Origin of the sequence: Allorhizobium undicola ORS 992 = ATCC 700741 (assembly GCF_000621665.1) — a bacterium.
GTDB lineage: Bacteria > Pseudomonadota > Alphaproteobacteria > Rhizobiales > Rhizobiaceae > Allorhizobium > Allorhizobium undicola.
In genome coordinates this window covers 1-25,728 of sequence record NZ_JHXQ01000029.1, presented here as the reverse complement: position 1 = coordinate 25,728, position 25,728 = coordinate 1, and the positions used below count along the sequence as shown (strand labels likewise).

At 56.2% G+C, this 25,728-nt stretch carries 33 protein-coding genes; 18 read left to right on the top strand and 15 right to left on the bottom strand.

Going from position 1 to position 25,728, the window contains the following annotated elements; translation table 11 throughout:
* Positions 1 to 222 precede the first annotated feature (222 nt).
* Positions 223 to 1,335, top strand: coding sequence for a hypothetical protein (locus T424_RS21425; protein WP_051559207.1), 1,113 nt, complete (start codon positions 223 to 225; stop codon positions 1,333 to 1,335).
* Between the two features lie 18 nt (positions 1,336 to 1,353).
* Here T424_RS21425 and T424_RS0117905 read toward each other — a convergent pair whose 3' ends face one another.
* From T424_RS0117905 to T424_RS0117880, 5 genes are all read right to left on the bottom strand, one after another.
* Complete coding sequence (locus T424_RS0117905; RefSeq protein ID WP_051559205.1) at positions 1,354 to 2,679, bottom strand: HlyD family type I secretion periplasmic adaptor subunit; 1,326 nt, start codon at positions 2,677 to 2,679, stop codon at positions 1,354 to 1,356.
* 12 nt (positions 2,680 to 2,691) lie between these two features.
* Positions 2,692 to 4,428, bottom strand: coding sequence for a type I secretion system permease/ATPase (locus T424_RS0117900; RefSeq protein WP_027488951.1), 1,737 nt, complete (start codon positions 4,426 to 4,428; stop codon positions 2,692 to 2,694).
* A gap of 423 nt (positions 4,429 to 4,851) precedes the next feature.
* Complete coding sequence (locus T424_RS0117890; protein ID WP_027488950.1) at positions 4,852 to 6,429, bottom strand: site-specific integrase; 1,578 nt, start codon at positions 6,427 to 6,429, stop codon at positions 4,852 to 4,854.
* Positions 6,430 to 6,900 (bottom strand): hypothetical protein, encoded by a 471-nt coding sequence (locus T424_RS0117885; protein WP_154664980.1) that lies wholly within the window; start codon positions 6,898 to 6,900, stop codon positions 6,430 to 6,432.
* 259 nt (positions 6,901 to 7,159) lie between these two features.
* A complete protein-coding gene (locus tag T424_RS0117880) occupies positions 7,160 to 7,453 on the bottom strand; it encodes a hypothetical protein (protein WP_027488948.1) in 294 nt (97 codons plus the stop codon).
* 69 nt (positions 7,454 to 7,522) lie between these two features.
* On the opposite strand from T424_RS0117880, the gene T424_RS0117875 reads away from it, so the two are divergent.
* Entirely contained in the window at positions 7,523 to 7,852 is a 330-nt protein-coding gene (locus T424_RS0117875) for a hypothetical protein (protein ID WP_027488947.1), read from the top strand.
* 20 nt (positions 7,853 to 7,872) lie between these two features.
* On the opposite strand, the gene T424_RS0117870 is transcribed toward T424_RS0117875, so the two are convergent.
* Together T424_RS0117870 and T424_RS0117865 are read right to left on the bottom strand one after the other, a co-directional pair.
* Positions 7,873 to 8,292, bottom strand: coding sequence for a hypothetical protein (locus T424_RS0117870; protein WP_027488946.1), 420 nt, complete (start codon positions 8,290 to 8,292; stop codon positions 7,873 to 7,875).
* Positions 8,289 to 9,470, bottom strand: a complete 1,182-nt coding sequence (locus tag T424_RS0117865) for a hypothetical protein (RefSeq protein ID WP_037068252.1) — start codon at positions 9,468 to 9,470, stop codon at positions 8,289 to 8,291. The genes T424_RS0117870 and T424_RS0117865 overlap by 4 nt, the downstream gene beginning before the upstream one ends.
* A 182-nt stretch (positions 9,471 to 9,652) precedes the next feature.
* Between T424_RS0117865 and T424_RS0117860 the strand changes: the two genes are divergently transcribed.
* On the top strand, positions 9,653 to 9,841 hold the full coding sequence (locus tag T424_RS0117860) for a hypothetical protein (protein WP_027488944.1): 189 nt from the start codon (positions 9,653 to 9,655) through the stop codon (positions 9,839 to 9,841).
* 8 nt (positions 9,842 to 9,849) lie between these two features.
* Here the strand turns inward: T424_RS0117860 and T424_RS0117855 are convergent, their stop codons facing one another.
* From T424_RS0117855 to T424_RS0117835, 5 genes are all read right to left on the bottom strand, one after another.
* Positions 9,850 to 10,326: a hypothetical protein gene (locus T424_RS0117855; RefSeq protein ID WP_027488943.1), complete on the bottom strand. Its 477-nt coding sequence runs from the start codon at positions 10,324 to 10,326 to the stop codon at positions 9,850 to 9,852.
* Entirely contained in the window at positions 10,316 to 11,134 is an 819-nt protein-coding gene (locus tag T424_RS0117850) for a hypothetical protein (protein WP_027488942.1), read from the bottom strand. Before T424_RS0117850 ends, T424_RS0117855 begins: the two co-directional genes overlap by 11 nt.
* Positions 11,124 to 11,492, bottom strand: coding sequence for a hypothetical protein (locus T424_RS0117845; protein ID WP_027488941.1), 369 nt, complete (start codon positions 11,490 to 11,492; stop codon positions 11,124 to 11,126). The genes T424_RS0117850 and T424_RS0117845 overlap by 11 nt, the downstream gene beginning before the upstream one ends.
* Positions 11,489 to 12,031 carry a hypothetical protein gene (locus tag T424_RS0117840; protein WP_027488940.1) on the bottom strand — a complete coding sequence of 181 codons (543 nt, stop codon included), beginning with the start codon at positions 12,029 to 12,031 and terminating at the stop codon, positions 11,489 to 11,491. Before T424_RS0117840 ends, T424_RS0117845 begins: the two co-directional genes overlap by 4 nt.
* Positions 12,032 to 12,201: 170 nt before the next feature.
* Positions 12,202 to 13,902 (bottom strand): replication initiation protein, encoded by a 1,701-nt coding sequence (locus T424_RS0117835; protein ID WP_027488939.1) that lies wholly within the window; start codon positions 13,900 to 13,902, stop codon positions 12,202 to 12,204.
* 543 nt (positions 13,903 to 14,445) lie between these two features.
* Here T424_RS0117835 and T424_RS0117830 point away from each other — a divergent pair.
* From T424_RS0117830 to T424_RS0117795, 8 genes are all read left to right on the top strand, one after another.
* Positions 14,446 to 14,631, top strand: a complete 186-nt coding sequence (locus tag T424_RS0117830) for a hypothetical protein (RefSeq protein ID WP_027488938.1) — start codon at positions 14,446 to 14,448, stop codon at positions 14,629 to 14,631.
* A gap of 404 nt (positions 14,632 to 15,035) precedes the next feature.
* On the top strand, positions 15,036 to 15,467 hold the full coding sequence (locus tag T424_RS0117825) for a hypothetical protein (protein ID WP_027488937.1): 432 nt from the start codon (positions 15,036 to 15,038) through the stop codon (positions 15,465 to 15,467).
* Positions 15,460 to 15,816, top strand: a complete 357-nt coding sequence (locus T424_RS0117820) for a hypothetical protein (RefSeq protein ID WP_027488936.1) — start codon at positions 15,460 to 15,462, stop codon at positions 15,814 to 15,816. The genes T424_RS0117825 and T424_RS0117820 overlap by 8 nt, the downstream gene beginning before the upstream one ends.
* Positions 15,817 to 15,871: 55 nt before the next feature.
* Positions 15,872 to 16,420, top strand: a complete 549-nt coding sequence (locus T424_RS0117815) for a hypothetical protein (RefSeq protein ID WP_027488935.1) — start codon at positions 15,872 to 15,874, stop codon at positions 16,418 to 16,420.
* Positions 16,420 to 16,686, top strand: coding sequence for a hypothetical protein (locus T424_RS0117810; protein ID WP_027488934.1), 267 nt, complete (start codon positions 16,420 to 16,422; stop codon positions 16,684 to 16,686). Before T424_RS0117815 ends, T424_RS0117810 begins: the two co-directional genes overlap by 1 nt.
* 114 nt (positions 16,687 to 16,800) lie before the next feature.
* Positions 16,801 to 17,757 (top strand): hypothetical protein, encoded by a 957-nt coding sequence (locus T424_RS0117805; RefSeq protein WP_027488933.1) that lies wholly within the window; start codon positions 16,801 to 16,803, stop codon positions 17,755 to 17,757.
* Between the two features lie 54 nt (positions 17,758 to 17,811).
* Complete coding sequence (locus tag T424_RS0117800; RefSeq protein ID WP_027488932.1) at positions 17,812 to 18,231, top strand: hypothetical protein; 420 nt, start codon at positions 17,812 to 17,814, stop codon at positions 18,229 to 18,231.
* Positions 18,232 to 18,299: 68 nt separating this feature from the next.
* Positions 18,300 to 19,355 (top strand): nucleotidyl transferase AbiEii/AbiGii toxin family protein, encoded by a 1,056-nt coding sequence (locus T424_RS0117795; protein ID WP_027488931.1) that lies wholly within the window; start codon positions 18,300 to 18,302, stop codon positions 19,353 to 19,355.
* 22 nt (positions 19,356 to 19,377) lie between these two features.
* On the opposite strand, the gene T424_RS0117790 is transcribed toward T424_RS0117795, so the two are convergent.
* Positions 19,378 to 19,617, bottom strand: coding sequence for a hypothetical protein (locus T424_RS0117790; protein WP_027488930.1), 240 nt, complete (start codon positions 19,615 to 19,617; stop codon positions 19,378 to 19,380).
* Positions 19,614 to 20,351 (bottom strand): hypothetical protein, encoded by a 738-nt coding sequence (locus T424_RS0117785; RefSeq protein ID WP_027488929.1) that lies wholly within the window; start codon positions 20,349 to 20,351, stop codon positions 19,614 to 19,616. Before T424_RS0117785 ends, T424_RS0117790 begins: the two co-directional genes overlap by 4 nt.
* 153 nt (positions 20,352 to 20,504) lie before the next feature.
* On the opposite strand from T424_RS0117785, the gene T424_RS0117780 reads away from it, so the two are divergent.
* Both T424_RS0117780 and T424_RS21420 read left to right on the top strand, forming a co-directional pair.
* On the top strand, positions 20,505 to 21,482 hold the full coding sequence (locus T424_RS0117780; protein ID WP_027488928.1) for a hypothetical protein: 978 nt from the start codon (positions 20,505 to 20,507) through the stop codon (positions 21,480 to 21,482).
* 124 nt (positions 21,483 to 21,606) lie between these two features.
* The gene (locus T424_RS21420) at positions 21,607 to 22,374 is read left to right on the top strand and encodes a hypothetical protein (RefSeq protein WP_051559201.1); all 768 of its coding nucleotides are present in this window, start codon (positions 21,607 to 21,609) and stop codon (positions 22,372 to 22,374) included.
* A 182-nt stretch (positions 22,375 to 22,556) separates the two neighbouring features.
* Here T424_RS21420 and T424_RS0117770 read toward each other — a convergent pair whose 3' ends face one another.
* Entirely contained in the window at positions 22,557 to 23,348 is a 792-nt protein-coding gene (locus T424_RS0117770) for a DUF3800 domain-containing protein (protein WP_154664979.1), read from the bottom strand.
* Between the two features lie 154 nt (positions 23,349 to 23,502).
* On the opposite strand from T424_RS0117770, the gene T424_RS0117765 reads away from it, so the two are divergent.
* The 5 genes from T424_RS0117765 to T424_RS22700 all read left to right on the top strand — a co-directional run.
* On the top strand, positions 23,503 to 23,943 hold the full coding sequence (locus T424_RS0117765) for a hypothetical protein (RefSeq protein ID WP_027488926.1): 441 nt from the start codon (positions 23,503 to 23,505) through the stop codon (positions 23,941 to 23,943).
* Positions 23,940 to 24,230, top strand: coding sequence for a hypothetical protein (locus tag T424_RS0117760; RefSeq protein ID WP_027488925.1), 291 nt, complete (start codon positions 23,940 to 23,942; stop codon positions 24,228 to 24,230). Before T424_RS0117765 ends, T424_RS0117760 begins: the two co-directional genes overlap by 4 nt.
* Positions 24,231 to 24,319: 89 nt before the next feature.
* Entirely contained in the window at positions 24,320 to 24,850 is a 531-nt protein-coding gene (locus T424_RS0117755) for a hypothetical protein (protein WP_027488924.1), read from the top strand.
* Positions 24,851 to 24,867: 17 nt separating this feature from the next.
* Positions 24,868 to 25,320 (top strand): hypothetical protein, encoded by a 453-nt coding sequence (locus T424_RS0117750; protein WP_027488923.1) that lies wholly within the window; start codon positions 24,868 to 24,870, stop codon positions 25,318 to 25,320.
* Positions 25,321 to 25,489: 169 nt separating this feature from the next.
* The coding region (locus tag T424_RS22700) for a helix-turn-helix domain-containing protein (protein WP_027488922.1) at positions 25,490 to 25,728 on the top strand (239 nt) is incomplete at its 3' end.

Sequence of the window (25,728 nt, the reverse complement as noted above, 5' to 3'; positions counted from 1 at the left end):
TCCCACAGTACACGACGCTGAGGAATTTGGTGTGGCCTACCCCCCCTCTGCCTTGCCAGGCATCTCCCCCCTTGAGGGGGAGATGTCCGGCAGGACAGAGGGGGGTAAACCACACGCAAAACCGTAGCGTCGTGTACTGTGAACCGGCCCGGCTTGCCCGTGTTGAGCTTTTGCCTGCCTGACGGTGACAAATCAGCCGGTTTGTGAGAAGAGAGCCTCACGATGCGGCGCGGATTGCGGCTGCATCCGCAGGTCGTGTCCGGACGGGAGCCATCGCTCTTGCGCCATCATGCCTGGATGATGGACAGGCATGGTTTCGCTCTTGGGGCGCGAAACCGGCCGGGAAGGGCAGGCGCGATGAGCAAGCTGCAAAAAACCGCCGGGGCTTCTCGCAAGCGCCGCCAGAAGGGCAGGGAGCCCGAGGTAACGCCTTCCGCCAAGGAAAACCCGGCAAAGGTAAATCCGGGAAAGGCAAATCCGGCTGCGCAGCGTCGCGAATGGTTCCGCCACGTCATGCGGCAGGACCGTTTCAAGGCGTCTGCCTTGTTTGCCGGGTTCGGCCTGTTTCTGCTGGCCGTTTCGCAGCTCTTTACCCATGATTACGGCTTTACCGAGCTTGGCGCGCTGTTCACCTTCTCCGTTTATGATCTGGTGCTGGCCATGCTGGGCATGGCCGTGGGCGTGGCCATGATGGAAAAACGGCGGCAAATGGCGCTCGCCATCGGCATTTTTCTGGCCGTTCTGCTGCCCATGCTGCTGTTTTTCGACGGTATCTTCACATTGATCCGCGAAGGCGGCCTGGATGAGATCCTCTATCTGGTCGCTCCCGTGGCCGTGGCGGCAAGCGGCATCAGCCTTTGGCTGCCGGGAAAATGGCGGGACCGGGCCGTCTATTGTGCGGCGGCGCTGGTCGCCTTTTCCTTTTCGCTGTTTCTCGGTCTGGATGATTTCGGCGTCGGCATCGCCGCCTTCGCCACGGCCTCGGTGTTATCGGCGCTCTGGATCATTCTGGCGCCCGCTTTTCTGTTGCGCTGCTTCAAGGGGGCGTGGCTGGTCATTCCTGCCCGCATCGTGGGAAGCTGGCTGATCGTCATCGCGGTCATCGTCACCGTATCGCTCTATGTGCCGCTGCCGATCAAGGCGCAGCCGCCGCTCGACCTCAATGGGGAAACGCCCTCCGCTCCCGGCATGACGGAGGATCCCGCCCTTCAGGACAAGGGCGCCTATGGCACCCTGCAATCCGATGGCGCCATGCAGGGTGACGAGGAGGACGCCCCGCAAGGCGACGCCCCCTCGATTTTCGAGGGGTTGAAAACCCCGAAGATCGGGCCCTGACGGGGCATGGTTCCAATCTTATCTTTCGCGGAAGGCCTTGTTGAAATAAAGCGCCATGGGCTTCAGCAGATAGGCCATGGGTGAGCGTTCCGAGGTCTGGATAAAGGCCTCTACCGGCATTCCCGGCAGCACATGCACATTGCCCAACCGCGCGATTTCGCCTTCATCCGGGCGGATCTTGGCCTTGTAAAAGCTGTTTCCGGTTTTTTCGTCGTTGAAGACATCGGCGGAAACCTCGACCACCGTGCCGTGAATATCCGGCGTCTGGCGGCGGTCGAACACGCCGAAGACCAGATCGGCCTTCTGCCCCACATGCACCTGATCGATTTCGTTGGGCGGCAGATTGGTGCTGATCACAAGGCCCACATTTTGCGGGATGAGATAGAGAATGGGCTCTGCCGTGCGCACCACGGCCCGCAGCGCATGAACGGTGAGGCCGAAGACCACGCCGCCCACGGGCGCGGTCACTTCCATGCGGCTCAAGGTTTCCAGCGAGGAGGCGCGCTTCTGCCGCAGCTCGGCAATCTGCGCCTCGCTTTCGCGCAATTGCGTGATCGCCTCTTCGCGCACCTGGCTGCTGACATTGAGTATGGCGATTTCGATTTCGGCGATCTTGGCCCGGCTTTCGGCAATGCTGGCCTGGGTGGTGGCAATCTCGCCATCGGTTTCCACACCGGCGCGTTGCAGGGTCATGACGCGGCTGGTCTGGGTCAGCCCGTCCTTGAACAGCTTGTTCTGGCCTTCCAGTTCCTCGCCGATCAGCCGCCGCTGCTCTTTCAGCGCCGCAAGCTTTGCCGTCAGTCCTTCCACCTGCTGGGATGTCTGGCGCTTGCGCTCCTGCAATTGGCCCACCTGCTTTTCGCGGCTTTCGCGTCGGGCCAGAAGCAGCATCTTTTGCCCCTCCACCACGTCTTTCGCGTGGCTATCCGTGCGGGAGCGGTCGAGAAGTTCAGGATCGAACGCGATCTCGTCCTGATCGAGCTGTTCGGCCTTCAGCCGCGCCGCCATTGCCAGCAGCGAGAAAAGCTGGTTCTGGACAATGTTGAACTCGGCGCGGTCCAGCGTATCGTCGAAGCGCAGCAGAACCTGCCCCGGCTGCACCACATCGCCTTCCTTGACGAGGATTTCCTTGACGATGCCGCCGGTCTGGTGCTGCACCACCTGACGGTTGGTTTCCACCTCCACCGCGCCGCCGGTGACAACGGCGCCGTTAATGGTGGTGAGATTGCCCCACAGGCCAAGCCCCAGCACCAGCACGGCCAGCGTGCCGAAGCCAAGGGCGGTGTGGGCGGTGGTGTTCCAGGGGCTGGAGGTTTTCGAAGGAGTAAGCGAAATGAGAGCCATGGTGAAAACCCCTTACTGCTTGAGCGGGCTGCCAGCGGGCATCCCGATAACGGCGGCATTGCGCACATGGCTGCGCAACACCTCGTCGCGCGGGCCAAAGGCGACACGCGCCCCCTGATCGAGGATCATCACCATCTCGCATTCCTCGATGGCCGCCGGACGATGCGCCATGATGACGGCCGCACCACCTGCCGCCTTCAGCCCGCGAATGGCGCGGTTGAGCGCTTCCGAGCCTTCGGCATCGAGGTTGGAATTGGGCTCGTCCAGCACCAGCAGGACGGGATCGCCGTAAAGGGCGCGGGCAAGGCCAATGCGCTGTTTCTGGCCGCCGGAAAGGCGCTGGCCGGTGGCGGGCAGGCGGGTGTCATAGCCCTGCGGCAGCTTGAGGATCATGTCGTGGGCCGCGGCCTTTTTCGCCGCCGCAATAACCTTTTCCGGGTCGGGGCTTCCGGCGAGGCGGGCGATATTTTCGCTGATCGTGCCTTCGAACAGCACCACATCCTGCGGCAGATAGCCCACATGATCGGCCAGATCGTCGCCATATTGGTCAAGTGTTGCGCCATCCAGCCGGATCTTGCCGCCCATCAGCGGCCAAACGCCCGTCAGCAGCCGCGCCAGCGTGGATTTACCAGAACCGCTGGGACCGATGACGCCAAGGGCGGTGCCCGGAATAAGATCCATGCTGACCATGCGCAGCGTTGCAACCTGCTCCCCCGGCGGAACGGCTGTCACCTGTTGCAGCGAAAGCATGGCGCGCGGGCGCGGCAGCACCGTGCGCTCCTCATGGGCGGGAACCTGCTGCAACAAGGTGGAAAGATTTTTCCAGCCCTCATGGGCGCGCTGCACAAGGCTCCACTGGCCAATTGCCGCCTCGATGGGGGCAAGCGCCCGGCCAATGAGAATGGAGCCGGCAATCATGGCGCCTGCCTTGATCTCTCCCCGCAGCACCAGCCACGCCCCCAGCGCCAGAATGGCCGATTGCAGGAAGACGCGGAAAGTTTTCGAGGCGGTGGCGTAAAAACCATTGGCATCGGAATAGGAGATATGGGCCAGAAGCGCCTGCCGCCGGGCCGCCTGCCAGCGTGGCGCGGCAGAGCGCAACATGCCCAGCGCCCGCACGGCATCGGCATCGCGGCCAAGGGAAGCGGTGAATTCATCGCTCTTGCGGCCGGCTTCCGCCGCCTGCAACTGGTGGCGTTTCGTGGCGCTCTGGTTCAGCAGCGTCAGCCCCACCAGGATCAGGCCGCCCGCCACGGCCAGATAGCCCATCCACGGATGGAAGACGAAGATGATGAACAGGAAAACCGGCGTCCACGGAATGTCGAAGATCGCGAACACCGCAGGAGAAGCCAGCATTTTCTGCACGGCATCGAGATCGCGCATCCCGCTGGCGCTCGAAACGCCGCGCCGCGACAGGCTGTTGCGCTCCAGCAGGGCGCGGAAAACCCGCATTTCGAACTCTTCCTGAAAGCGCGCGCCGATGCGCGCCGAGATGCGCGCGCGCACATGATCCAGCACGCCCATGATGCCATAAAGCACGACAATCAGCAGAAACAGCACAAGCAAGGTGGCCTCGGACCGCGCCGCCAGCACGCGATCATAGACCTGAAGCATGAAAAGCGGCCCCGTCAGCACCAGAAGATTGACGAAGAAACTGAACAGGCCGATCGCTGCAAAGCCACTGCGGCTGCGCCCCAGTGCCCGCCGCAATTCTTCCGCGCCCGCCTTGTCACTGGCAATTTTCTGCATGATCCTATCCTTGTCGATGCCGGGTAGAAAGTGTTGCTCCTTGCAAGCCTGTCCGCGAAACGGCTCGCAGCCTGCCTGACGCAAAACGGCATCGTTGACGGCAATATACTATGAAGATTTTAACGTTCTCTATGCTGTGTGCCAAACGAACCGGAGGAGGGACGAACCCATCCCACGCAGCAGCGCAACCGGCATCACGGCCAGCCATTGGCCAATTGCACAGATGGATTCAAGGGCCAAATCAGGGCGGGTCGGCACATCGAGAAAGGCCATTCGCCATGAAGCGGAAACCAGAACGCTACGGGCGCAACGCCCTGCAACTGAACAGAAACTTCGGGGATAAGTAAACTGGTCGGAGTGGAGTGATTCGAACACTCGACCCCCACGTCCCGAACGATTGCCGATAGGAATTGAGTCGCCTTTCTATGCAGCATCTTTGCTTGTTTTTACAACATTTTTTACCATTCCTGTCGATTCCTGTTCAGTCCCGTTCGTTTCCATTCTGTCGATAACTGTCGATTTCTGTCGGGCGTTCTTGACCTGTTTTGGGTTCGTCCCGCGCAACTGGCGCTTGTGATCAGCTCGCGAGGAATCAGACATCCCTTCGGCGATTTTCTGCAGGTCTTGTTCTCTGTGCTTAGCGTAAGTCTTAACCAGGGTCTCAGTCGACATGCCGAGGTAAGCAGCGATGGAAGGCAGAGGAAAGTCCGCCTGCGAGCACATCCAAGTCGCGGCGGTGTGACGGAAAATGTGGATCGAAAATTCGTTGTCCACTCCCAACACTTCATCGAACAGTGCGCGCATGCCGTCCGATACGTCGCCTGGCTCCTCTTTTCCGGTGCGGCGGTAGGGATATGCGCAAGGATACTGGATGCCCTGACGCTGCCATCGAGCCAGTCGATTTGCCGCGATGGCGGTGATCGGGAAATCTGGAGCCCTCTTCGTTTTATATCGGACTTCGTCATCACCGAGCCGGTGATAGCGACCACGCCATTCGAGAGCTTGATATTCCTCGCCTGTCACACGATGTTCCCGTGTCACCCTTTCCTGCCACAGCTCTACCCATGGCCGGTCGCCGACGTCCTCATAGCCGACACGTTCGACCTTATCCTTGCGCGACCCAGTGCTGATAGCCAGAAGGATGAACCGGTACAGGTGCCGTCTGGTATGCAGGCCCTTCACAGGCTTTCCGTTGACCCATCCCATGCCGACGAAGGAATAGGCCGCTCTCAGGAGCTTCTTCATTTCGGTGAAGCTGAAGATTGCCGACCGAGGATCGTACTTCGGCGGCATAAAGATATGGACTTTGTGTTTGATTAGCTCGTATTTAACGCTGAAAGTGATGGCCGCAGACAGGTCTTCGAGATATCGTCGCGACGCTGACGGGCGATACTCAACGAGTGATGGATTGAAGGGCTTCAGTGGCTCAGGGCGCAGCGTCCGCAACGGTTTCAAGACCCGGTTCCATCCGCGCGCCGCGAGATCGGCAACAAACTTTTCGCGGGCGCTGACCTTCTTCTCGTAAGCCTCCAGCTTTTCCAAATAGCGCCCCATGCGGAACTCATAGAGTGCCTTTTCCCGCTCAATCTCGCGATTGTGGACGTAGACGCCGAAGTCCTCGCACTTGATGCGACTGATGTCATCGAGTGGCAAGTCCTGGAAGAAATCGAGGATCGCAGTCAATCGCGCGATCACGTCCTCTGGACGTGCAATAGGCGTCGGGTAATCTGCGGATGGCACAAATTTTTCAATGCGGCGCTCGACATAGAACGTCACGATATCGGCAACAGAAATGTCTGATGTCGATTGCCGCCGCAGCTGCAGCCGACTGCCCGCCTCCTTCTCGGAGACGTACTTGTCGACTTCCCTCCAAGCTCTGGCCTCGCTGCCCGGCTCTTCCTTACCAAAGCCGAGGCTGATCTTCTTATTGCCGTCTCGGATGTGCCACTTGTCGATCTTCTTGTCGTGCCAAGCCCGAGCACCCTGCGCCTTTCGACCCATTCACTTACCCTTCTTCTTCGCCAGCGCGACCTTCATCGACAGGAGTTTGGCCGAGGCGCTTTCGACAGACGCATTGCCCTGTCTCTTTTCGCGTAGCGTTTTCGGTCTGGTGGTCAATTCAATGACCGTTCGCTTCTCAGGTTTCCGCTGATCATCCGTTGTCGCCAGCCACGCCCGAAGCGCTGCAGGTGTGACATACTGTTTACCGGCAACCCAGGTGCACTCCAAATGGCCCTTGGAGATCGCGAGCCGGAGGCTGTTTTCAGTAAAGCTGGGTCCTGGAACATCACCACTCGGATCGCGCCGGAGGATACCTCCAAGGATTGGATGGCACACAGCACGCGCAAGCGGGATTGGTGTGTCGTCCTCGGTCTGTTGAAGACGAAGTGACTCGCGTATCTGATCCATCATTTCCAGTGCGCGTCTGGTGGCGGCTAAGTCTTCCTCGTGCAGGCGCATAATCTCTTGCATGTGGGGGTCCATTTACTACTCCAAAACTGTTGACGTGGGAATAAGATAAATGTCGGCCGACGTGGTGCCTAGCCCTTTGAAAGAAAAGCAAAAAACTTGTCTAAACCCTTGTTACAATTTACCCCAATAAAGGGTCTGCGGGGAAAGTAGTAACATTCCATTTTTCGTGCCTTATTTCTTCGGCTGGAAAATCAATACGTTCAGCAGTTTGGATGGATTTCGCGCCAAACTGCTGAAAACGCTGGAATGGAATGTTTTTCTAAGAACACCGATACAGCTCGGTTTTCTTGCAGCTGTCGCATATGCGATTACCTGCCCAGGTGGAGACCATGGGTAGGCGGCACATCATACAATCGAGCTTTTCGGATCGCCGCTTCGCTGGAAACTTTCCGATATCGCGGACATAAAAGTCGACGCCGATCCTGTTGGCCTTGACCCGCACTGCCCCGCCAGTTCGATCTAAACGTTCACCGATCTCGTCAACGGTCAGTCCTGCTTCAGCCAATTCTATGAGCTGCGTTGCCTCGTCGTTTGTCCATTTCCGCTCAGCCATGGTAGTCTCACTTATCTTTTCAATGATTGTGAGAGCCAATCCCGTCGGCCGCAAAAGGATTTTTGTCCTATGTCAATATTCCGTCCAGACCGGGTCCGTGACGATTACGAGGCCGATATCCAGGCGATCCGTGAACGGCATGGTGACGTGATCATTATCGACTGGATAGAGCGCTATTACGCGTCTGATGACGTCGACCGCGATGATGTAATGGAGGCATTGGGCATCGACTATGTCGGCACCTTTTACGAGATGATCCGCGCATACGATGTGGATCAGCCGGAGCCGGACCCGGCCGAGGAAGAACGTCAGCTGGAGATGATGCGGCTGCTTTTGGATGGCAGGGAGGTGCCGGAAACCCTAAGGAAACCGGCGTCCTGGAAGCAGCAGTTGAACTGAAACGGGTTTAGGTTCCGAAGTCAGACATTGTGTTTGGCGGCCACCTTGGCGCGGATTTCCGCGATCCGGCCGTCGATATCTTCCAGGGGCGTGATGTAGCCTTCGCGGAAAATCGAGCCCGCGACGAAGCCAAGATTTTGGACCATGTCGACCATGATCGCGTCGATCAGGTCATCCTGAAATGGCGAACCGTCGTTATCCCAACTGACGCCATAGCCTGCTGACGTTGCATGGTCGCGGTAATCAACACACATTTCCAGTTGGAAATTGGTATCCTCTCCGACAGCTTCGATGTGGGCGAGATACGCCTTCAAGACTTCGAATTGCTCCGCGTCGAGGACGACTCGGCAGCCTGGTGCCATGAGATAATGCGCCAGGAATTCCAACGACCAGGTGTAGTCTCGGGTGCGGATTTTCGGGTTATTGTCGTTCGCGATCACGATTGCTCTCCACTCATGATCATCTCGATCTCCGCGATGATCGCGTCGCGCTTGATCTCATCAATGGTCGACATCGGGTGCCTGCCGATTGCACGGTCGACCGCCAGCAGCTTTTGACGGAGATCAGCCAGCTCCTGGTCGGTGCCATCGAGCACAAGGTCGGGATCGAGGAATGGCTTGAAATCAATTTCCATTTGCTTGGCCATGTCCATGCTCGTTCCTTCGTCGAGGCCTAGCTCGGCATCGGTCCACTTCGGCGGGTTGTCTGCATCCGCATGATCAGGATCGAGGATAACACCGTCATCCGCACGCAGCGCGCCGACGAGGTGCTTGTGCCGGTCGCAAAGCGTTCCTGCGTGAGCGCCCAAACGAAGGCGTCCTGGCTGGCCACACTCCTGGCACGTTCGCAGGCTCTGCCGCCGTGCTCGCTCTCGCAGGCGTGACAGCCAGTATGACTGGAGCGGTGTGGATGTGACGTGATAGCCGTCGGTGAAAAGGCGTAAGGCTCCAAATTTTTCCTTACCCCAGCGCAAGTGAACGCTCCAGCCGCCAGCGTTCCATGACCGCAGCTGGTCGCAGAATTCACTTACGATCCCGATCCAGCCCGGGCCGATTTCGAGGCCACGAGCACCTGGACCTTCGTCAGGAACGTAGACATCAGCATACTCAATTTTGAAATCCTCGTGTCGACGACGTCGGAACTCATTGCGGAAGATATCGGCGTCGCTTTCCGAAAAACGCAGGCTGTCGATGACCTCAGGCAGCGGCTTGTCATGATAGTCGTCGAGGATTGCATGTGGGCGGATGTCGCCAACGTCGACAATGTGCCAGATCGAATGTTCTTTGACGCCGAGCAGCTTCGCGAATTCCAAAAATGAATAGGTTTTTTGTGGTTCCGAGGCATAGGACATCCTCATTGCTATAGCCATTCTCACGCCCATCCGCGCCTGCTCGACCCCGTCACGGCCGTCCTGCCAAGGCAGCTGATCAGCCCAAGTACGGATCGCCTCGGCCGTGCGCTGATCGGCGACGGGATGAGAATCGAGGAACGCTTGGGCGAAAGCGTTTATGTCGTCGCGATGCTGGCGCTGGACCCTATGGAATGTTTCGATCCAGGCAGTGTCACGGTCGCCGAAAAAGCCAGTCCGAAATTCGCTGGAGGCGTTGTCGTCGTTCATTCCACGCTCCAATGCTCATCGCAACGGACCCGCCACCAGCGCTCTTTCCGCATCCGCCCGGGCTGTCCGCAGTACCAGCAAGTTGATAAGCAACGATCACGTGCACGATGCTCGACTGCGTCGACATCAGCTTGCCGGTCGCCTGAATACAAATACGCGACCCTCAACTCGCCCCATTTTTCATGAGCCGCCAAAAATCCGAGGCCTTCGATCTCCGAGAAATCGCGAACGAGATCATCGAGGATTGCGTGCCAGCCCTCTCCGACATGATACGCCGGTCGAGCCCGCTCAAGGTCACCGTCATGGATCGCGGCCTTACGACGGGCTTCAACGATCCGGCCGTGGGCTGCTTTTATCAGCGAGCCTTTTGAACTCTCAGTCATATCGATCCCTTCGCCTCCTGCAATTCATGGAAATGCCGGTCGCAGCACGTGCGATACCAACCGTCGATCACCCGCAGCCCACCAGGCTCACCGCAATCCTCACAAGTGTGGTTGGCTCGGCCGACGATTTGCTCGCGTACAATGCTGATCATTTCCTGGACGGCGGACGGCTCGGGCGGATCGATATCGTCGACCCATTCCGAGAAACCATCTACATCAGTGCGTTCGTAAGGCGCTGGGCGGACATAGATGCGCAGCTCGCCGAATTTTTCCTTCGCCTGCCGGATGTACCAGCGGCCGACCTCATCGTGATGGCGCAGGATACTTTCCATTTGCTCGCAAAAATCGGTGAAAAGGTGCCACCAGCCGGGTCCGATGGTGACCAAGTACCGCCAGTCTTCGTCCGAATTTGTCGGGTCAAAAAGATCGGAATAGCGCTCGCGGATGTAGGCGACATATTCGTCATGCGTCATCGCCGGACTTCTTTCCCGATTTCAGGTGCGCCTGATCGCTTTCCCATTCCGCGTGCTTGACGATGTCGGCAATCTCGAACTGTGTTGCCGGGTCAACTTGAGGGCCGCACCGGACGTTCATGAAAAGCTGACCGTCAGATTCAATGACTTTGGTCGCCATCACATGTCCCGTCAGGCCCTGGGTGTCGACAATTGCTTTGATGTCCATCAGTGCCTTGCGCATGATCCGCGTGTTGTAGTCATTCATCGGTAACAGGAGTGCGGTTGTGGGCGGTAGGATGTCAGAAACCTGTTCACGGAATTGCGCGCGATCATCCATGGCCTCAGTCAACGCATCCAGCTTCACCTGGACCTCCGCTGTATGTTCTTCGCACAAAAAGAAGCCATGCTCGCCGACGGTAACGGGGATCGAGTTACCCGTGCCGCAGCGCTCGCAGGTTTCGCGGGATGCATGCAACAGTTCCCGCTGTGCAATGCGAAGCGAGTGCATCTGATGAGGATGCCACCGCGACATTTCGGGAAATGCGAAAGCACGAGCACCGTCGGGGCACCGTTCAAAGCGCAATGACACAGCATCGGCAAGGTCACCGAGGTCGTCCACAGCAGCAAGGAATTGCCCGACGATCTCGGTCCACCCATCAGGCAGCGTAGCAACGGAGCCGTGGCAGTATTTGCCATGAAGCGCCTGCAGTTGGTGGAAATGATCCTGTTGCATCGACATCTCCTCAGTGAGTTTCAGCCACAGAGTGCTGTGTCCGGCCTTTTCCAGGGTCTGACGCTGGCGTCCACGGAGGTCTTCAATCGACATTGCGATGCTCCTCACAAACGATGCCACCTGACGGTTGGCCGCAGACCTTGCAGATAAGGCTCTGGCGTTTGTTGAAAAACTGGAGCGCAATGATCAGCGCAATCGCCGAGCCGTCAGTCCACTTTTCGAAATCGACCAGCGGTGCGGCGCTCGCGCGGAACAGACCGCCTTCATTTTCTAACCGCTCAAAATGCAGGGTGACCCAAGGCGACGTATCACCATGATCAACGGCGATCAGTTCGCATTGATGCAGCAATCCCGCCAGCAAATCGACGTGACCATTCGGCAGCGATTCCAGTTTTTCATCCCACCAATGAGGATATTCAGTGCTGAAAAAGTCGATATCCTCCTTCTTCATGCGACCACCTCCGCATCACGCATACCTGCCGTCAGCTGCTGGAAAGTCATGGGCGCATAACCGGTATCAGGGCAGTCGACACCGCAATCGCGCGACCGGCCATAGGCAGGCAGGCGTCCATGCGAATGGCCATACAAATGCCAGCTGCCATGGCACGATGCAGACCACGTGCGCATCGCGTAATGATGCAGGATGATGCGGTCACCGTCGATTTTGGTCTCGGCGTAATGTGTGGGAGGCTGATCCCAAGCCAGGCCACGGATCGACTTCCTCGGCTTGCCGTCGGCATGCAGATCGTGGTTGCCGAGGATCAGGCGTTTACGCCCCTGCAGACGCTGGAAAATCTCCTTGGTACGGGCCTCATCGTGGCAGGAAAAATCACCCAGATGCCAGACGATATCGTCCGGGCGCACGACCGCGTTCCAGACGTCAATCAGGTGCTCGTCCATTTCATCGACGGTCGAGAACGGACGAAATTTGAGCATCAACTGATGGCCGAAATGGCTATCAGCCGTAAAAAATTGCTGGGTAAACGCCACCTCAAAGTCCTTTCAGGTCACAGTAATCCCGAGCTACCGGCGAAAGACCGGTAGACGATGCGGTTGCATCATAGATTGACGGCGACGGACTTCATTGCATTGCTCCAATCGAGCGGTTGGCGTTGGAGAGGAAGATAGCAGGTACCGCAGGAATGTAAAGCGGTACCTTTTCAGAGGCTTACAGGTTGCCTCACCTTTTTATCGAAGAGCTTTGCAGCTGCTACTAGGGCCTCATCGGCTCGATCACTCCAGCCGCCTCCAGCCCACTTACATACGGCAAGGATAAAGCTGATGCGATCTATGCCCGCAGGACGGTCTGAAGCGGCGCACTGCATTGCGTCTTCTATCATTTCGTATCGCTCACCGATTCTGGCCAATAGGCTTCTGAGCCTGAAGCCGAACGCAGGGTGCTTCGTCGAGCAGACTTGTTTCACATACTCAACGCGGTGAGGAAGATCGGCTTCTTCAGCCGGTATGGCACGCAAACCGGCAATGATCCCTTCCAAGGTGGGGTCAATCCACGTGTTGGTTTTAATCACACCTGCACTGGCTGGGACGTAGGCACCATCTGTGCTCTGCTCGGTCAAATCCTCGTGTCCAATGTTCTTCTGGAACTCTTCGTCCGTCATAGCCCACTGGCGCTCAAAGATCGGATCGACGGACATCGCCCACAACTCAAAGGCCGCCGGACCACCGCGCGTTTCCAACAAGTCGCACAGTTCCTGACCGCGCAGCCCCAGCAGGATTTCCATGGTCGGATATGCGAAGGCTTTCGAGACGTCATCCCGCCACATCTCTAGTAGGTCAACGGGTTCGCGATTGAGCCGTAGAGCAGCCTTCAGAAGCAGCGCCGCTGTAGGCTGAAACTCCTTCACGGTGCGCTCATCTTCTCGAATGAGTTTGGCCAGATTGTCGAACTCCGCGCCTTCCATCCGCCGGAGCTTACCGTCGCCCATCGGTCGCAGATATTCTCTGGGCTCTAGGTGGAATTCTAAGTGTGATACTGGATTACCGCGTCCTTGCCCACGGTGGTACGGCATCATCTGAACGGATAGCGACAAGGAAAAATCGTCGAAATCTTTCATGATCGGCTTGAGACAGCCCTTCTCAAAATTACCGAAATGAAATTCGCCAGAGTGGACAAAGCCAACCATCTCCGCGAATGCCTGCGGCTCGATGATAAAAGGCTTTCGAATGCCTGCATGGGTTTGAGCGTGCAGCTGGAAATGGGGGTAGATTCGCGCGGTGTATTTACTTTTGAATTTTGGGTAGGCGTTGATGTCGAGCTTGGCCCAGCGCGTCGACTCCGTGATCACTCTCTTCACACGAGGCTGTATCGAGTAAACTAGATAGGATTTGCCGTCGGTTGTCGTCGTTAAATAGTCGACCAACAGGAGAGGCATCTCGCCTTTCCATCGTTCGGTGCCGACAGCGAAATCATATTGAACGACGGTGTGGCGAAGTTGATCGACTAAACCCCGCAGCCGGTCATTGTGCTTGATGCCCAGGAATTTTTTACAGTCGACGATTTCGACGCGGAATTCTTCCTTTTCAATACCCTGGATTCGCGCTGCGGCCATAAGGAACTCGTACAACGCGTGACCGGCGGCCGTCAGAACATCCTGCGGTTCGGCTCCATCCTTCATCAGACCGATGATCCGAAGTTTCGTGATAAGCTGAACGACTTTATCGACAGTCGGTCGTTCGACTTCGGCGAGTTTCGGATCAAGCATGGAGGCCATGCCGGACCGACTGTTGAAGCCCTTGCGGTCGCCTGCCTTTAACGGCTTCCTTTTTGACCGGATGAGACGGAAACGTGTTTCCTTAAGGCCATCTACAGTTCGTGCCTCATACTCTCTAACTATTGCCATGGTGGAATTCTCAGATGCGATGCAATCAGCGTCATCCACGGGCGGAAATGGGTCAAGCGTTTTCGTTGCGTTTTGTCACGATGTAACGAAAACACGTCGCTTCGCCCTGGAGTGACATTTAGTAACACAAAGACTGGCAGGATTGCCCAGATAAACTCGCAGGTGACATAAGGTAACAAAGAAAATCAGCCAATTTGATTGACAGAGCCTGTGAAAGCGGGGTGTCCGAGGAGGTTTACGTCGACAGGATCGGACGGCTATACAAAGTAGATATGTATAGCCTTCTTGGTTCGCCTTCGCATCGCTCGGCTCTGATAGGCCTTGTGACATTAGGTAACGAAGAGAAACTAGATTATCGTTTATAATCAATTCCGTAGGGCCGAAAGTCCCTACGGCTATACAAAGTAAATATTAGTAATGAGGTTTGACTAGGCTTTGCGCTTCGCGCCTCCGAGCGCCTGCGGCGGGCTTTTGAGGGGGAATGTTAGTCATGCTGTCAGACTAGGCTTTGCGCTTCGCGCTCACGTTCCCATTCTGAAGATCATGAAGATGTTTTTAACCTCAAACAACACCGCCGATCATTTTTCAGCTGAGAGGCACGCGCCGCTGAAGGACGTACTGCGACAGATACCTCAGGATATCCGCCGTTGGCTTTCGAGCATCATCCTCAATCCGGGCGTGCTCGATCCGGTGCGCGATGTCCAAGACGGCTTGCACCGAGGTAACTGACACGTCTGTGTACTCGCCAGAGGGCGATCATTTCCCGGAGCTGGGAGGATATCCACGTTCCGGCTTCAGAGATTCCGCCTGTCGAGGCAATGTAGACCGATGCGCCGTTGACCATCACAACGGTCGCATTGTCGGGCTCAACTCGCACGGCATCAGTCATCATGGTCTCCATTCATATCGAAAAGGAGCTAATGTCCAAGATGTCAACATTGTCAAATCTATTGAATTGATTTGGTGATTGCCATTCCAGGCTTGGCTACTACAGGTTAAAATAAATTGTTTTAAGTTACCTTACTGACATTACCACTTATTTCGCTTTGGCCGACGAAAAACTCCGGGTTTCTTGCGTCGCCGACGATCACACTGTGACGGTAATGATCACGGTGTGACGGCAGGTGATAAGTATGGATCAGGAGTCTATCAGCGCTGGAGCAGCACGGACTGCTCGTTGGAGAGCGGGTCTCAAACATCGACGTCTGCCCGAGACCGACGACATCGATACGGTTCTGGCGACCGCGTTTGCTGGCTTCGTGACCCAGTATTATGAGAGCCGTGGGCATCACGGTCCATTCCCGGCGTTGATAAGCGATGCTCTCCGGGCCGCCGGGTTTAATAACCAGGAGGGCTCCAGGAGGGCTGAGGCTCGTCTCTATTACCTGGAGATGATCGGTCGCCATCCCGATGCCTCTGCCGCGCAGAAACGCCGCTGGGAGCTTGGCCGACCATCGTTCGATCCATCCTTCATGGATGAGCCGGAAAGTGATCCTGATATGCACGACGACGGCTATTTTGATGCGGCTGACGAGGTCGGTTTGGAAGAAGCTGAAAATGAGTGAATCGATCTCTTCCCCCCGTTACTCCATAGTTTTGAAACGAAATCATCCCAACTTGAATCTGAATTGTCTTATCGCACAGTGTGACGGTCCTGAGGCTTTGGTCCGCGCACATAAGGCTGTCATGTGGCTCGCAGCCCAGGATGAGGATGAGGCGCAGCTAGCTAACGGTTTGGGCTTTTCGAAAAGCGACACGAAGTCCGGCCGCAACTTGGCAAAAATCCCAACATTGCGGGTGATCTTGACGACGATTCTCGCGGTCATGGCTGTGAGGCTAGCCCGTAAATATCGCCGTCAGCTCCCTCACGAATACCTCGTCGACCCCCCGAAACAGCAGGACCTAAAAATCTGATTGGTCATTTCCGCCGCCGATAGGATACTAATCCTATCACCTCCGGACATGTCAAATGGCCACCACGACCGTCACCGACACCTCCTATTCTGCAACCCTCCTGCGCATCCACACACTGGAACAGGTGATCAAGGCGGCGCTCGAAGAACTGGCAGAACTTAAAGATCAAATCGGCGATGGCGGCGGCGAGCCTGCCGATCTTGACCGCATCTACACCATCACCGTAGGCGGCTCACAATCCCCCGCCTCTGCAGACCCTCAGGCTCAGACCGTCTACGACGTTGCCCGGACGTCCCTGCACAGCAAGGTGTTTGGGACAAGCTTTGATTGGATGGAGAGGCTGGAGACAAACAGTGTGCCGCCAATTGTTAACCTTGCATTTGGTGGTGCTCCCAACGAATTTTACACCTCAGGTCGCAGCACGTGGTCGCTTACATGGTCCAACGGCCTTGGAATCTATGATGCTGTCGCTGGCAGCTCTCGGTCGCTCTCAAGTCTCTGCTTTGGCAGCGGATTCGGCGCTAGTAATTTGATCAGCAATAACACCAGTTTGTATAGTCGTATCGTCGCTTGCGAGAGCCGCCTTACAGCAGGAGGCCTCTGATGGACCACCTGCAATCTTGCGAGGATGTCATTGATGCGATGCTTATGGGTGACACCCTTCCGAGGGTGATCGAACTGGAGGCAGTAAAGCTGATGTCGACCGCACTCGGCGATTTGATCACTCGTATAGATGAGCTGGCTGAGGCTCAGGCCTCGGATCACATCAAACTGCTGTGGAGAGACCTTGTTGCGATCTCGCGCACGTACGACGATTGCCTGACGGCCGACCTCCGTATCGAGATGCCTGTAACGGAGATGATCCCTTGACCCAATCAGCGCCAGGCCCAACCATCATTGCAATCGAGGCTGCTATTCCTTCGCGCCTCCACCTGGGCCTGGCGCGGATTCCTGCTGCCGGGTCTTTTTTTGTGAGGTGAGCTGATGTTTCAGATTGGCATCCAAGGTAATGCGGATGAATACCGGCGGGAACTGGACGCTCTTGGCCGACAAGTTTTGCCGAAAGCTTTGGCGACGACAATTACCCGGGCCGCCTGGGAAGTTCGCGACAAGCTCGTCGCCTACACCAAGAGCGGTCTTATCGATAAACCTCGCACGTTCACGACCGCCAAAACTGCTTGGAAGGTCATTCCTGCCAATGCCAGCGACGGCGACAACATGAAGGCTGAGATCAAGGCTCAGGACACCCAGGCTCAATACCTGTGGTGGATCATTATGGGCGGCAATCGTAGCGCCGGTGATGCTGGTACAGGTCGGCATGACATCCTTTTCTGGTCGGCGCGCAAGACGGCCCAGGGTGGTGCCTACAACAAGAAGTTCGTAGAAAAGACGGTTGAAGCCAACAAGACCGAGAAGCGCGACAGGCGTGCCTGGAGAGCGTCCGCAGGTGCAGCTCGTGCGGCCCATGGCAATACAGTCGGACCGATAGCCCGCGACCTGAGGTGGATCGGCAGACCCGGTTACAAGCCAGGCATCTTCTTCGGACGCGTCGGCAACATTGAGGGTTACTACCAGCGTCCAGAGCGGCTGACGTCCGCCGAACGTTTCGCCCGTTTCGGAAGGCACGTTCAAAACCATGAAAGGGATGTCGCTTCGGCGAACCGCATCCTTGGACGTGGTGGCGATCTATCGGCCGCCAAACGCCGCATCCGTGATGCTTACGCCATGTCGCAGCGTGGTGAGGTGCCAAGGCTCAAGAACATGCCCTGGACCAAGCCGGGCAGCAAGGTAAAGCTCCTGCTGGCATTCAAACTGCACACCCACCATGACGCGTTCTTCGACTACGACGGCGTCATGCTCGCGGCTTATAACACCCACGTCAACGCCACGACATTGGCGGCCTCGATCCAATATCACAAGACAAGATTGCCACGTCCGTGATCTTGACGGCGCAACCGAAAAGAGGTGCTCTCACTCAATTAAAGCGAGAGCACAATGGTATTCGGATTATTCAAGCGCACCCCTCCTGAAACTCAGCTACTGATCAGAGCCTTGGAGGACCTTCGTATCGGGTATGACAAGTCCGACATGTGGGACGGTATCGTTATAGACGCCGCCGTGAAGGGCATCGCCGAGACAGTCAAGACCGACCACGATTTTGCCAAAGCCACTATTGGTGGGGGTGGATGGACCGCACTGGCAGCGGGGTCGATGCTGGTATCAGAGTGGGCGCACGCTGCTATCATGACCGGCGAGACGCATATCTACCGTGGGGTGATGAACGACCACGGCAAGGCGCTCCTGAAGCTCTACAAGTTCATGGTCGCTCAGTTGCTGCATGCCGGAAAGCTGACGGAAGCGGAGGCCGTAGAGCAGGTTGCCGAGCTTCTCGATGAGATCAAAAAGATCGGCTGATCGGCCATAATTCGTTTCTTGCAAGCCGTCGCCGAAAAATCCTCCCAGGATCAACTTGGGAGAACACAATGTCAAAAGACACCCTGATCGATATCGAAGGAAAGAAACTAAAACAAAGGATTGAGGCCGCATGTTATGCGACCAACCCCGCGACGAAAGAGCGTGTCCGCATCATGGACATGCAGACGGCACTTGCACGCGCAACAGGTGAGGAAGTCCTTCGCGGCATCCTGGCCGGGATTAAGACCGAGCCGCTGATCAAGGGCGGCTACGCTTACCCACAGCAGCTGCGCGAGACGGCCGATATCGATCTCCTGTTCATGCGTGTAATCGAGCCTTGGGAGATCGTCAGGTCTTTCGACGAGATGCGCGCCGACATGGCCGCCAAAGGCATGCGCCTGGTAGGTTACGACGAGAAGCCAAAAGAGATGACCATTAACGGTCAGGTCGTTCATCGTTACGAGTTTAAGGTTGCTGTCGGCCCATCCGAGATCAAAAACCATGTCGATATCTCGTGGGGTGGCAAGTACAAGTTCCCGAAACACCGCGCTCCGAAGCGCCATGGAAATACTTTTTACGCCGGGCAGAAGCCGGTGCTCGGCCATTTCCAGAGCATGGAGTCTCAGGCCGCCGATAAGCTGGTGGCTATCCTGAACCCGAAAACCACCCGCTGGAAGGACTTTTCGGACCTGGCACTGCTGAAGTCTATGAACCTTGATCAACAGGTCATCGCAAGCGAGGTCGTTTGGAAGCTTTCGACCACTTTCGGCGATCCTGATCTGGTGATGGCGGCTCTTAAGGAAGAACCTGAAACCTTGAAGTACGAGTACATCAAGGCCAAAGCGGAAACCTTCGAAAAGTGGCTCGCAAAGTCCGGCCCGGCCCGGGCGAAGATCGATTTCATCGCGACGATGCAGCCCGTCAGACAGTTTTACGCCTCAATCCGTCAGATCATCGGCGCTGCACGCGTTCGCAAGGTTCACGGCGTCAATCCGACGGTCCAGGAGGTCAAGGCCGCTTTCCGTAAAGCGCAAGCCGAGAAAGACAAGGATAAGCAGGTGGTGAACCTGTCGGACTACCGATTGAAAACCGGGTCTGACCTGGTGGCACAACTCAAGCGATAACCAAGGCCCTTTGGGGCCTTACCTATCTATGCTCTTTCACGACGAAATAGTGCGTCAGCATGCCGACGCCTACCCCCGCCAACAGACAGGTGAAGAACAGCAGCGAGCTGTCGAAATTGCAATCGCCGTAGGTGCCAGTAGGGTCGGTCTTGTAGCAAACCTTGTTCAGTTTTGCATGAAATGCCTCCAACTGCCCGTTAGAAATCCACACGCTGAACAGGCCAGCGGCGGTTGGGATGAAACTCCTGATCTTTTCGTTCATCGTGCCTGCCGTTTTTGCGCCGCTTCCAGGTCGACCGCCAGCTTTCTGTGGCGTTCGGTCAGTTCTTCAATCGGCACGTCCGGCAGCATCCAGTAAGGCTGAGGCCACGGGTTTGCCTTCTCCTCCTCTCGCCGCTTGCTGATCTTTTCGATTTCGCGCTTGAAACGTTCCTCCGGGTCCCACTCGCCTCTGTCGAGCAACGGCACCCCGTATTCTTTAGCCAGGACATCGTTGATCAGGACTGCCTCCAGGCCGATCCAGGCATACCTAAATCTCCGTTCCTCGAAGGCGTCGTCGTAGTCCGGTGGGCCGTCACCATACTCCCACAGGCTGCTGACACTGCGGTTGGCCAAGTAAATCTTATTGGGAATCGAGCGAATTCGGTACTGCAGCTTGGTCGGAAACGAGCCCCATTTCCATGTGTCCGGAAACTCGATCCACGGTGTTTTGACGGTGGTGTCCCATATTCCTGTCGTCTGATCCATATGACCAGGGTCGTCCACGACCTCCGAACAGGCCGCCACCAGGCGGTCGAACTCCGTGACGAGGCTGAAAGCCAGCACTTCAGCCTCTGATTTTCGGTTCCACCTCGCGGTCAGCCATTCCCTCAGCCAGTTGAGCAAGAACAGCACGATACCGGCCACGAGAGCGACGGTTAAACCCGGAAGTATTGTCGTCAGCCAAGTCTGTGGAGCCGGACTCGACATCCCGAATGTAAAATTCACGAAATTCATGCTGCGACCTCGGCGATCTACCTGCGTGACATTACACAACCCGCCGGTGCGTCGCCAAGATTCTGATCGGCGGATGTCGAATCTATTTGCGCCATGATCATTTTGACCCAACCATTTCAATCAAGACAAAAAGCCTAAAAGGGAACCTCAAAAATGAAGGAAGTAACAATCCAAGATTTCCGTAGAATCGAAGACGCTGAGCTGCGCTGGCTAACTCGATACGAGCACCTCATCAATTGGGGTAAGTCCGGCACCCTTCGTGTAGCTGCCCAGGCATACTACGACCAGATCGAACAGGCTGAACAAAAGAAAGCTCTCGCCCAGCTACGCATTGCCCAGATCGATATATTGCAGACTGCCGTCAGCCGTTTCGACGGCCGCGCCATCCGCAACGCACAGATGGCAGCGGTTGCCGCAAAGCACCGTGCAGACGTCGCCGAGCGCCAGGCAATCCAGGCAGCGTGTGATGAGATTATGGCCCTGGAAGAGATCGTCCCTGCTGACGAAATCGACGATATCCTGTCGACCGTTTCCGCTGCACTCGGCATCGAGCTGCCAACGGATGCTGACAGGCCGGATATCTGCCAACGTGGCCACAAGTCGATCCAAGACCTCAAGCGCGAGCTGGGTCCATCGCTCGCCAACCCTGTCCAGCAGGTGCAAGCAGCTGCCGAAGTTTTGAAAGCTGAAGAACTTATTGCAGATGTACGTCGTGCCTCGATTCTCCAAGGCATGGAAGCCGCACCAGTCAATGATCGCTATTTTGAAGTTGCACAAGACCGGCAGAAAGCCGAAACGGCTCTCCTGGATTTCGTCAAAGGTCTCGCAGCGAAGGCGCACGGGCTGACAGATGAGCCAGTTATCATGCCAACGGATTTCAGGACCGTGGGTGCTTGGTTCAGGCCAGTTGGCACTGAAGAGTGGCTGCCGTCCCCTCCGAATAACGAATCTACCGCCATCGACACTGATCTCAACGACGACGCCCTCGATGCCGCTTACAACGTCGTCCACCACCCATTCGACGCGGGCAAGACCTTAGAGCAACTCGGCTGGTCACCCCCATCTGACGAGCCTCCTGATCCGTACGGGGTCACGCCCATAGCCGAGATCATTCGGAGGGCAGCGGCATGAGGTGGCTCGGTCTTGCCATCGTAATTGGGGCTGTCATCCTGGCAGCTCTGCCGGTTGCGGCTGGCGTCAACTGACGTTTCCTGCCATGTAATAGTGCAGGTAACCTAAAGTTGGGGGGAATGCCATGTCACTGCTAAAACGCATGCTGAAAAGGCCTTTTACGCCGACCGAGTTGCATGCGATGGCGGCGCACCACCTGGCCAAGCCTCCACTCCCGGAGGCGATGTATGACGCTGCGGCTGGCATGGTCGGCAAAAAGGGTGTGTCCTTGCTCGATCACTGGCGCTCCTCGTTCTCGATCCAGCTCGACGAAATCGCCGGTCAAAAAACCTGGCAGGCTCAGCGGGCCATGCTTTTGAGGATCGTTCTGGTCGAGGAAGGCTGGAGCGACGTTTTTGCGTGCACCAACGACATCGTAACGGTGGATGTCTGGGCCCATCTCGTCGCCGAAAACGACATGTTTAAGCAGTTTCCGAGGGAGAGCTGGAAGAGTCTGTTGTTGCAGCGGTACATCCTCGCCCTGTTGAGCGCGGCATGCCTGACTGAACTCGGCACCAAGAACTACGGCATCGACAGCACGAAACAGCTCGAACTCCGCTTGCACAGCGAATATTACCGAGAAATCCTAAAGCTTGATCTCCAACTCGGCCAGATGATCCGGCAGCTTATTGACGATTACGACGACGGTAACGCAATGAGCGTCGCGGACCTGAAGGATGACGTCATTAATCCGATCATTGCCGATCAATACAAGGTCTTGGCCCTGATCGCCGAGCAGATTGCCAATTCCCAGGTCGAAATCAATTCCGTGAAAGCTAAAATAGACGCGCTCGACGCGAAAAAGCGCGAGATCGGTGAGGCACTGACGGCATCGCGGTCCACGGCGGCGTGATCATTCGTTCAGCCGGACAAAATATTTAGTTAGCCTAAAACAAACACATATTGTGTCGATGGCCGCCCCGCCCGTTGCGAATCTCGCAACTTGACTCTACCTTAAAATGACCGATGCGGGCGAACTCCTGGGTCTTCAACCAGATCGTCTGTAACCACAGACTAGCCCCTTCGGTCGTGCTCTCAGCTCTTCTTGAACCTCGGCACAGAGTTCCACCGGCTCAGATTCCGCTTGTTGTAGCAACTACCGGTAATGTCAGGCCATCCCGTCAGCTCGAATGCCAGGCACGCTAGACGTTTTTTGGTATCGCTGATGCCCTCAAGTTCATGTCGACTATTTCTGTACGCGGCCAAGGCCCCCAGTGTGCAATCCAGGAGCTGAAGCATCGGCTCGCGCTCAGAGCTTCGTGGCTGCACTATTTTGACTACGTTCGGTTTACCGCAGAGTTTGCGCCCTACAAAGTTCAGCGCTCCTATCTGATCTTTCAGCTGTGCCGTGCAGTTGCCGTCGTCAGGGTGGATATAGATATCAGCTTCGTGACCATAGTAGGCAACCGGGCGATGCAACAATAACTGAAAGAACGACTTGCTGACCGTGTCGATTTTCCGACGTGGGCCTGACAGCTTGTGATCATACTCGTCCATGCGCGCGAATTTGATATGAAAATGAAGACGACCTTCGTCGATCAAATCGAATAGGAGCCGGATGTACGCTTCATGGACTTGTCCATTCCTTGATTTTGCGTTTTTCCACTTCACCTCACCCTGTTTTCCGAACCTGTCTCTGATCTCCGTCATCCGTCCCAAAATATAAGGGATCGCATCCTTGGCCACGGCGATACCCGCGACAGCCATATAGGTGTCGTCGGACTGGCTGCTTTCATCACAGAAATAAAGGATTTGTTTTCGCGGCTTCTCGGCCTCGACAGGTTCGTCGGAAGAAGGGGTGGGTGAAGGTAGATAAATGGTCGTCATCTCCGGTGATTCATTGCGTCGAACGAATATACACCTCATCGGTTGTCGTAGAGATTTTCCAGCGCCAACTTCCACAAGCAAATATGTTCTTGGCTTGTTCTATTTCCGCCGACGGCGCAGAATCTACTCATTGAAAGCGTTTTGGGAGAGCGCGATGACTACAAACGAGACGGTGATCAACCAGATCGCAGGAAATCTTCAGAAAATCATCGACCAACAGCTCGACCGAGATTACCAGAGGCCGAAGTATTGGGTTACCTGGATGATCGACAGAACCCTGTTTCCGGTCCCCTACATCATCCTTGAGAGTACAGAACACGACGCGCCAGAGCATTATGCCGTTTTCGTTTTGTTGAACGAGGGCCAACCTCTTCGTAGGCGCACCCTGGATGACGATGGCCTATGCAGGACTGTCGCTCATATTTCGGTAGATAAACGACAGGTAAAAGTCTCTAGCACAGATGACGGTTGGGTTTGGGATGACCAGTATGCTGTTAGCTCGTTCGCCGTCGAATTCGGCAATTGGGTATTCGAGGTCGAAATGGACGATCTCTATGAGGGTGTTGAGTTTCCGGCAGATAAGGTGGCGGCATGAACGACACCGAGCTTTTCAAAAATTGTGATTTTCAACGCAAATGGGCAGCGACCAAGCGTGCTTCGTTTGAACGCCTATTCGCCGATCACTTGCCACCGGACGAACTGAAGTTCCAAGCGGCTGGAATGGCCATCATGCAGATGATCGATATGGTCCGTATCGATGCTGGGAAGATGCCAGACGCGCAGTTCGGCGCGATGCGTCACGAGATCATCCAGCAGCTGTTTGACATCTGGGCGATGGAAAAGGCGGGGGCGGTATGTAACTCATCGCCTTCCTCGACTTAAATCCGCCTCGGCTTGTACACCCACGGCAAGTGTTGACTTTTTACACCTCTGCGTGTGGTAGTGCAGCCCTAGAAAAGACTGGAGAAGGTATGCTTAGCAAACTGCTGCTGTGGCTCAGTCGAGGTAAAGTCAACGAAATCGTTATGAAGGATATGGCTGCCGCTGCGCAGCTCGTGACGATTATCAAGCAAAAGTGGGCCGAGCGGGAAGACGGACAGAACATCGCTCAGTCGAACGCTGAAGGTCTGCTTTTTGCCTCGTCCATTGTCGCTGAGATAACGAAACTCGACCACTACGCAACGCTGTCGGGAAAAGGGCTGACGAAGGATCAAATCCAACCGATATCTGACGCCTGCCTAAAATTCTCCCAAGACCGAGAAAATCTGGCCGACATGGCCAAAGGCGCTGATATCGAGGAACGCTCTATCCAGCTCGCTTTTTTGCTGCTTTATCATTCCTACCGCCTTGGCTTCGTAGAAACGCAGATTAGGGATGGTCGTCTCCAGGCCGTGCAAGCCACTCGCGGCATGGTGATATCGTTCATGACCCGTCTTCTCGATGTCGCCTTTCATAAGATAGCTGTGAGCGATTTAAAAGAATTTCAGGCGGAAACTGCATAAACCTCTGAGGCTGCCAGATGCATCCCACCAACTTCATGAACGAATACGTTGTTCCCGCCACCGAGGCCTGGAAGGCTGATCAGTCGTCCAAGCACCTTGCAATCCATGCAATTTCCCAAATCGATATTCTGGCAGAGGTCGTTGCCAATCATATCGGCAGGAAGGCAGGTCCGTACCGTGACGATCTCGGACAGAGATTTCCGGCGCTGGCTAAAATTAGAGACGCTCACGACAGCCACAAGCATGGGCAGCTCAACAGGCGCAGCGCCCTCTTTGTGTCCCAGGGGCAACGTCCCGACGAGGCGGTCGATCACGGATTTTTTGCAGGGGTAACGTACTTAGGCGGACCGCCGACGCAATACACGTATCTGGCGCTCACGCTCAACGACGGTACGGCCGAGCACGTATACACGCTGATCAATGATGGCCTGGCCGCTTGGGCGCAGGAGATGGCAGACCTCGGAATTTAATCAGCTTTTTCCCTTGTTTCGGTTTCCGCCAGGACTCACGATCTTGGTATCGAAACGCGTCTTGGGAGAACGCGATGAGTCAACTAATACGTCGTCTTTCTGATGCCGACTCTTTGTGCTTTCCAAAACGTGATGAATCTGAATCTCTGGTGCAAATCGGAGGTTTCGGATGCGAGCTGGAATTTCATTGCGTGGGGATTTTGATGCTGAAGGTCTTCGGCGTTTGGCTCGACAAAGCAAACATGCGGCCCAGGCGCGTCGATTGCTGGCGCTTGCGCTGATCTATGACGGCGGCTCGCGCTCGGATGCGGCGCGCCTGGGCAACGTCACGCTGCAGATCGTGCGGGACTGGGTCCTGCGTTTCAACGAACGTGGTCCTGATGGGCTGATCGACGGCAAGGCTCCTGG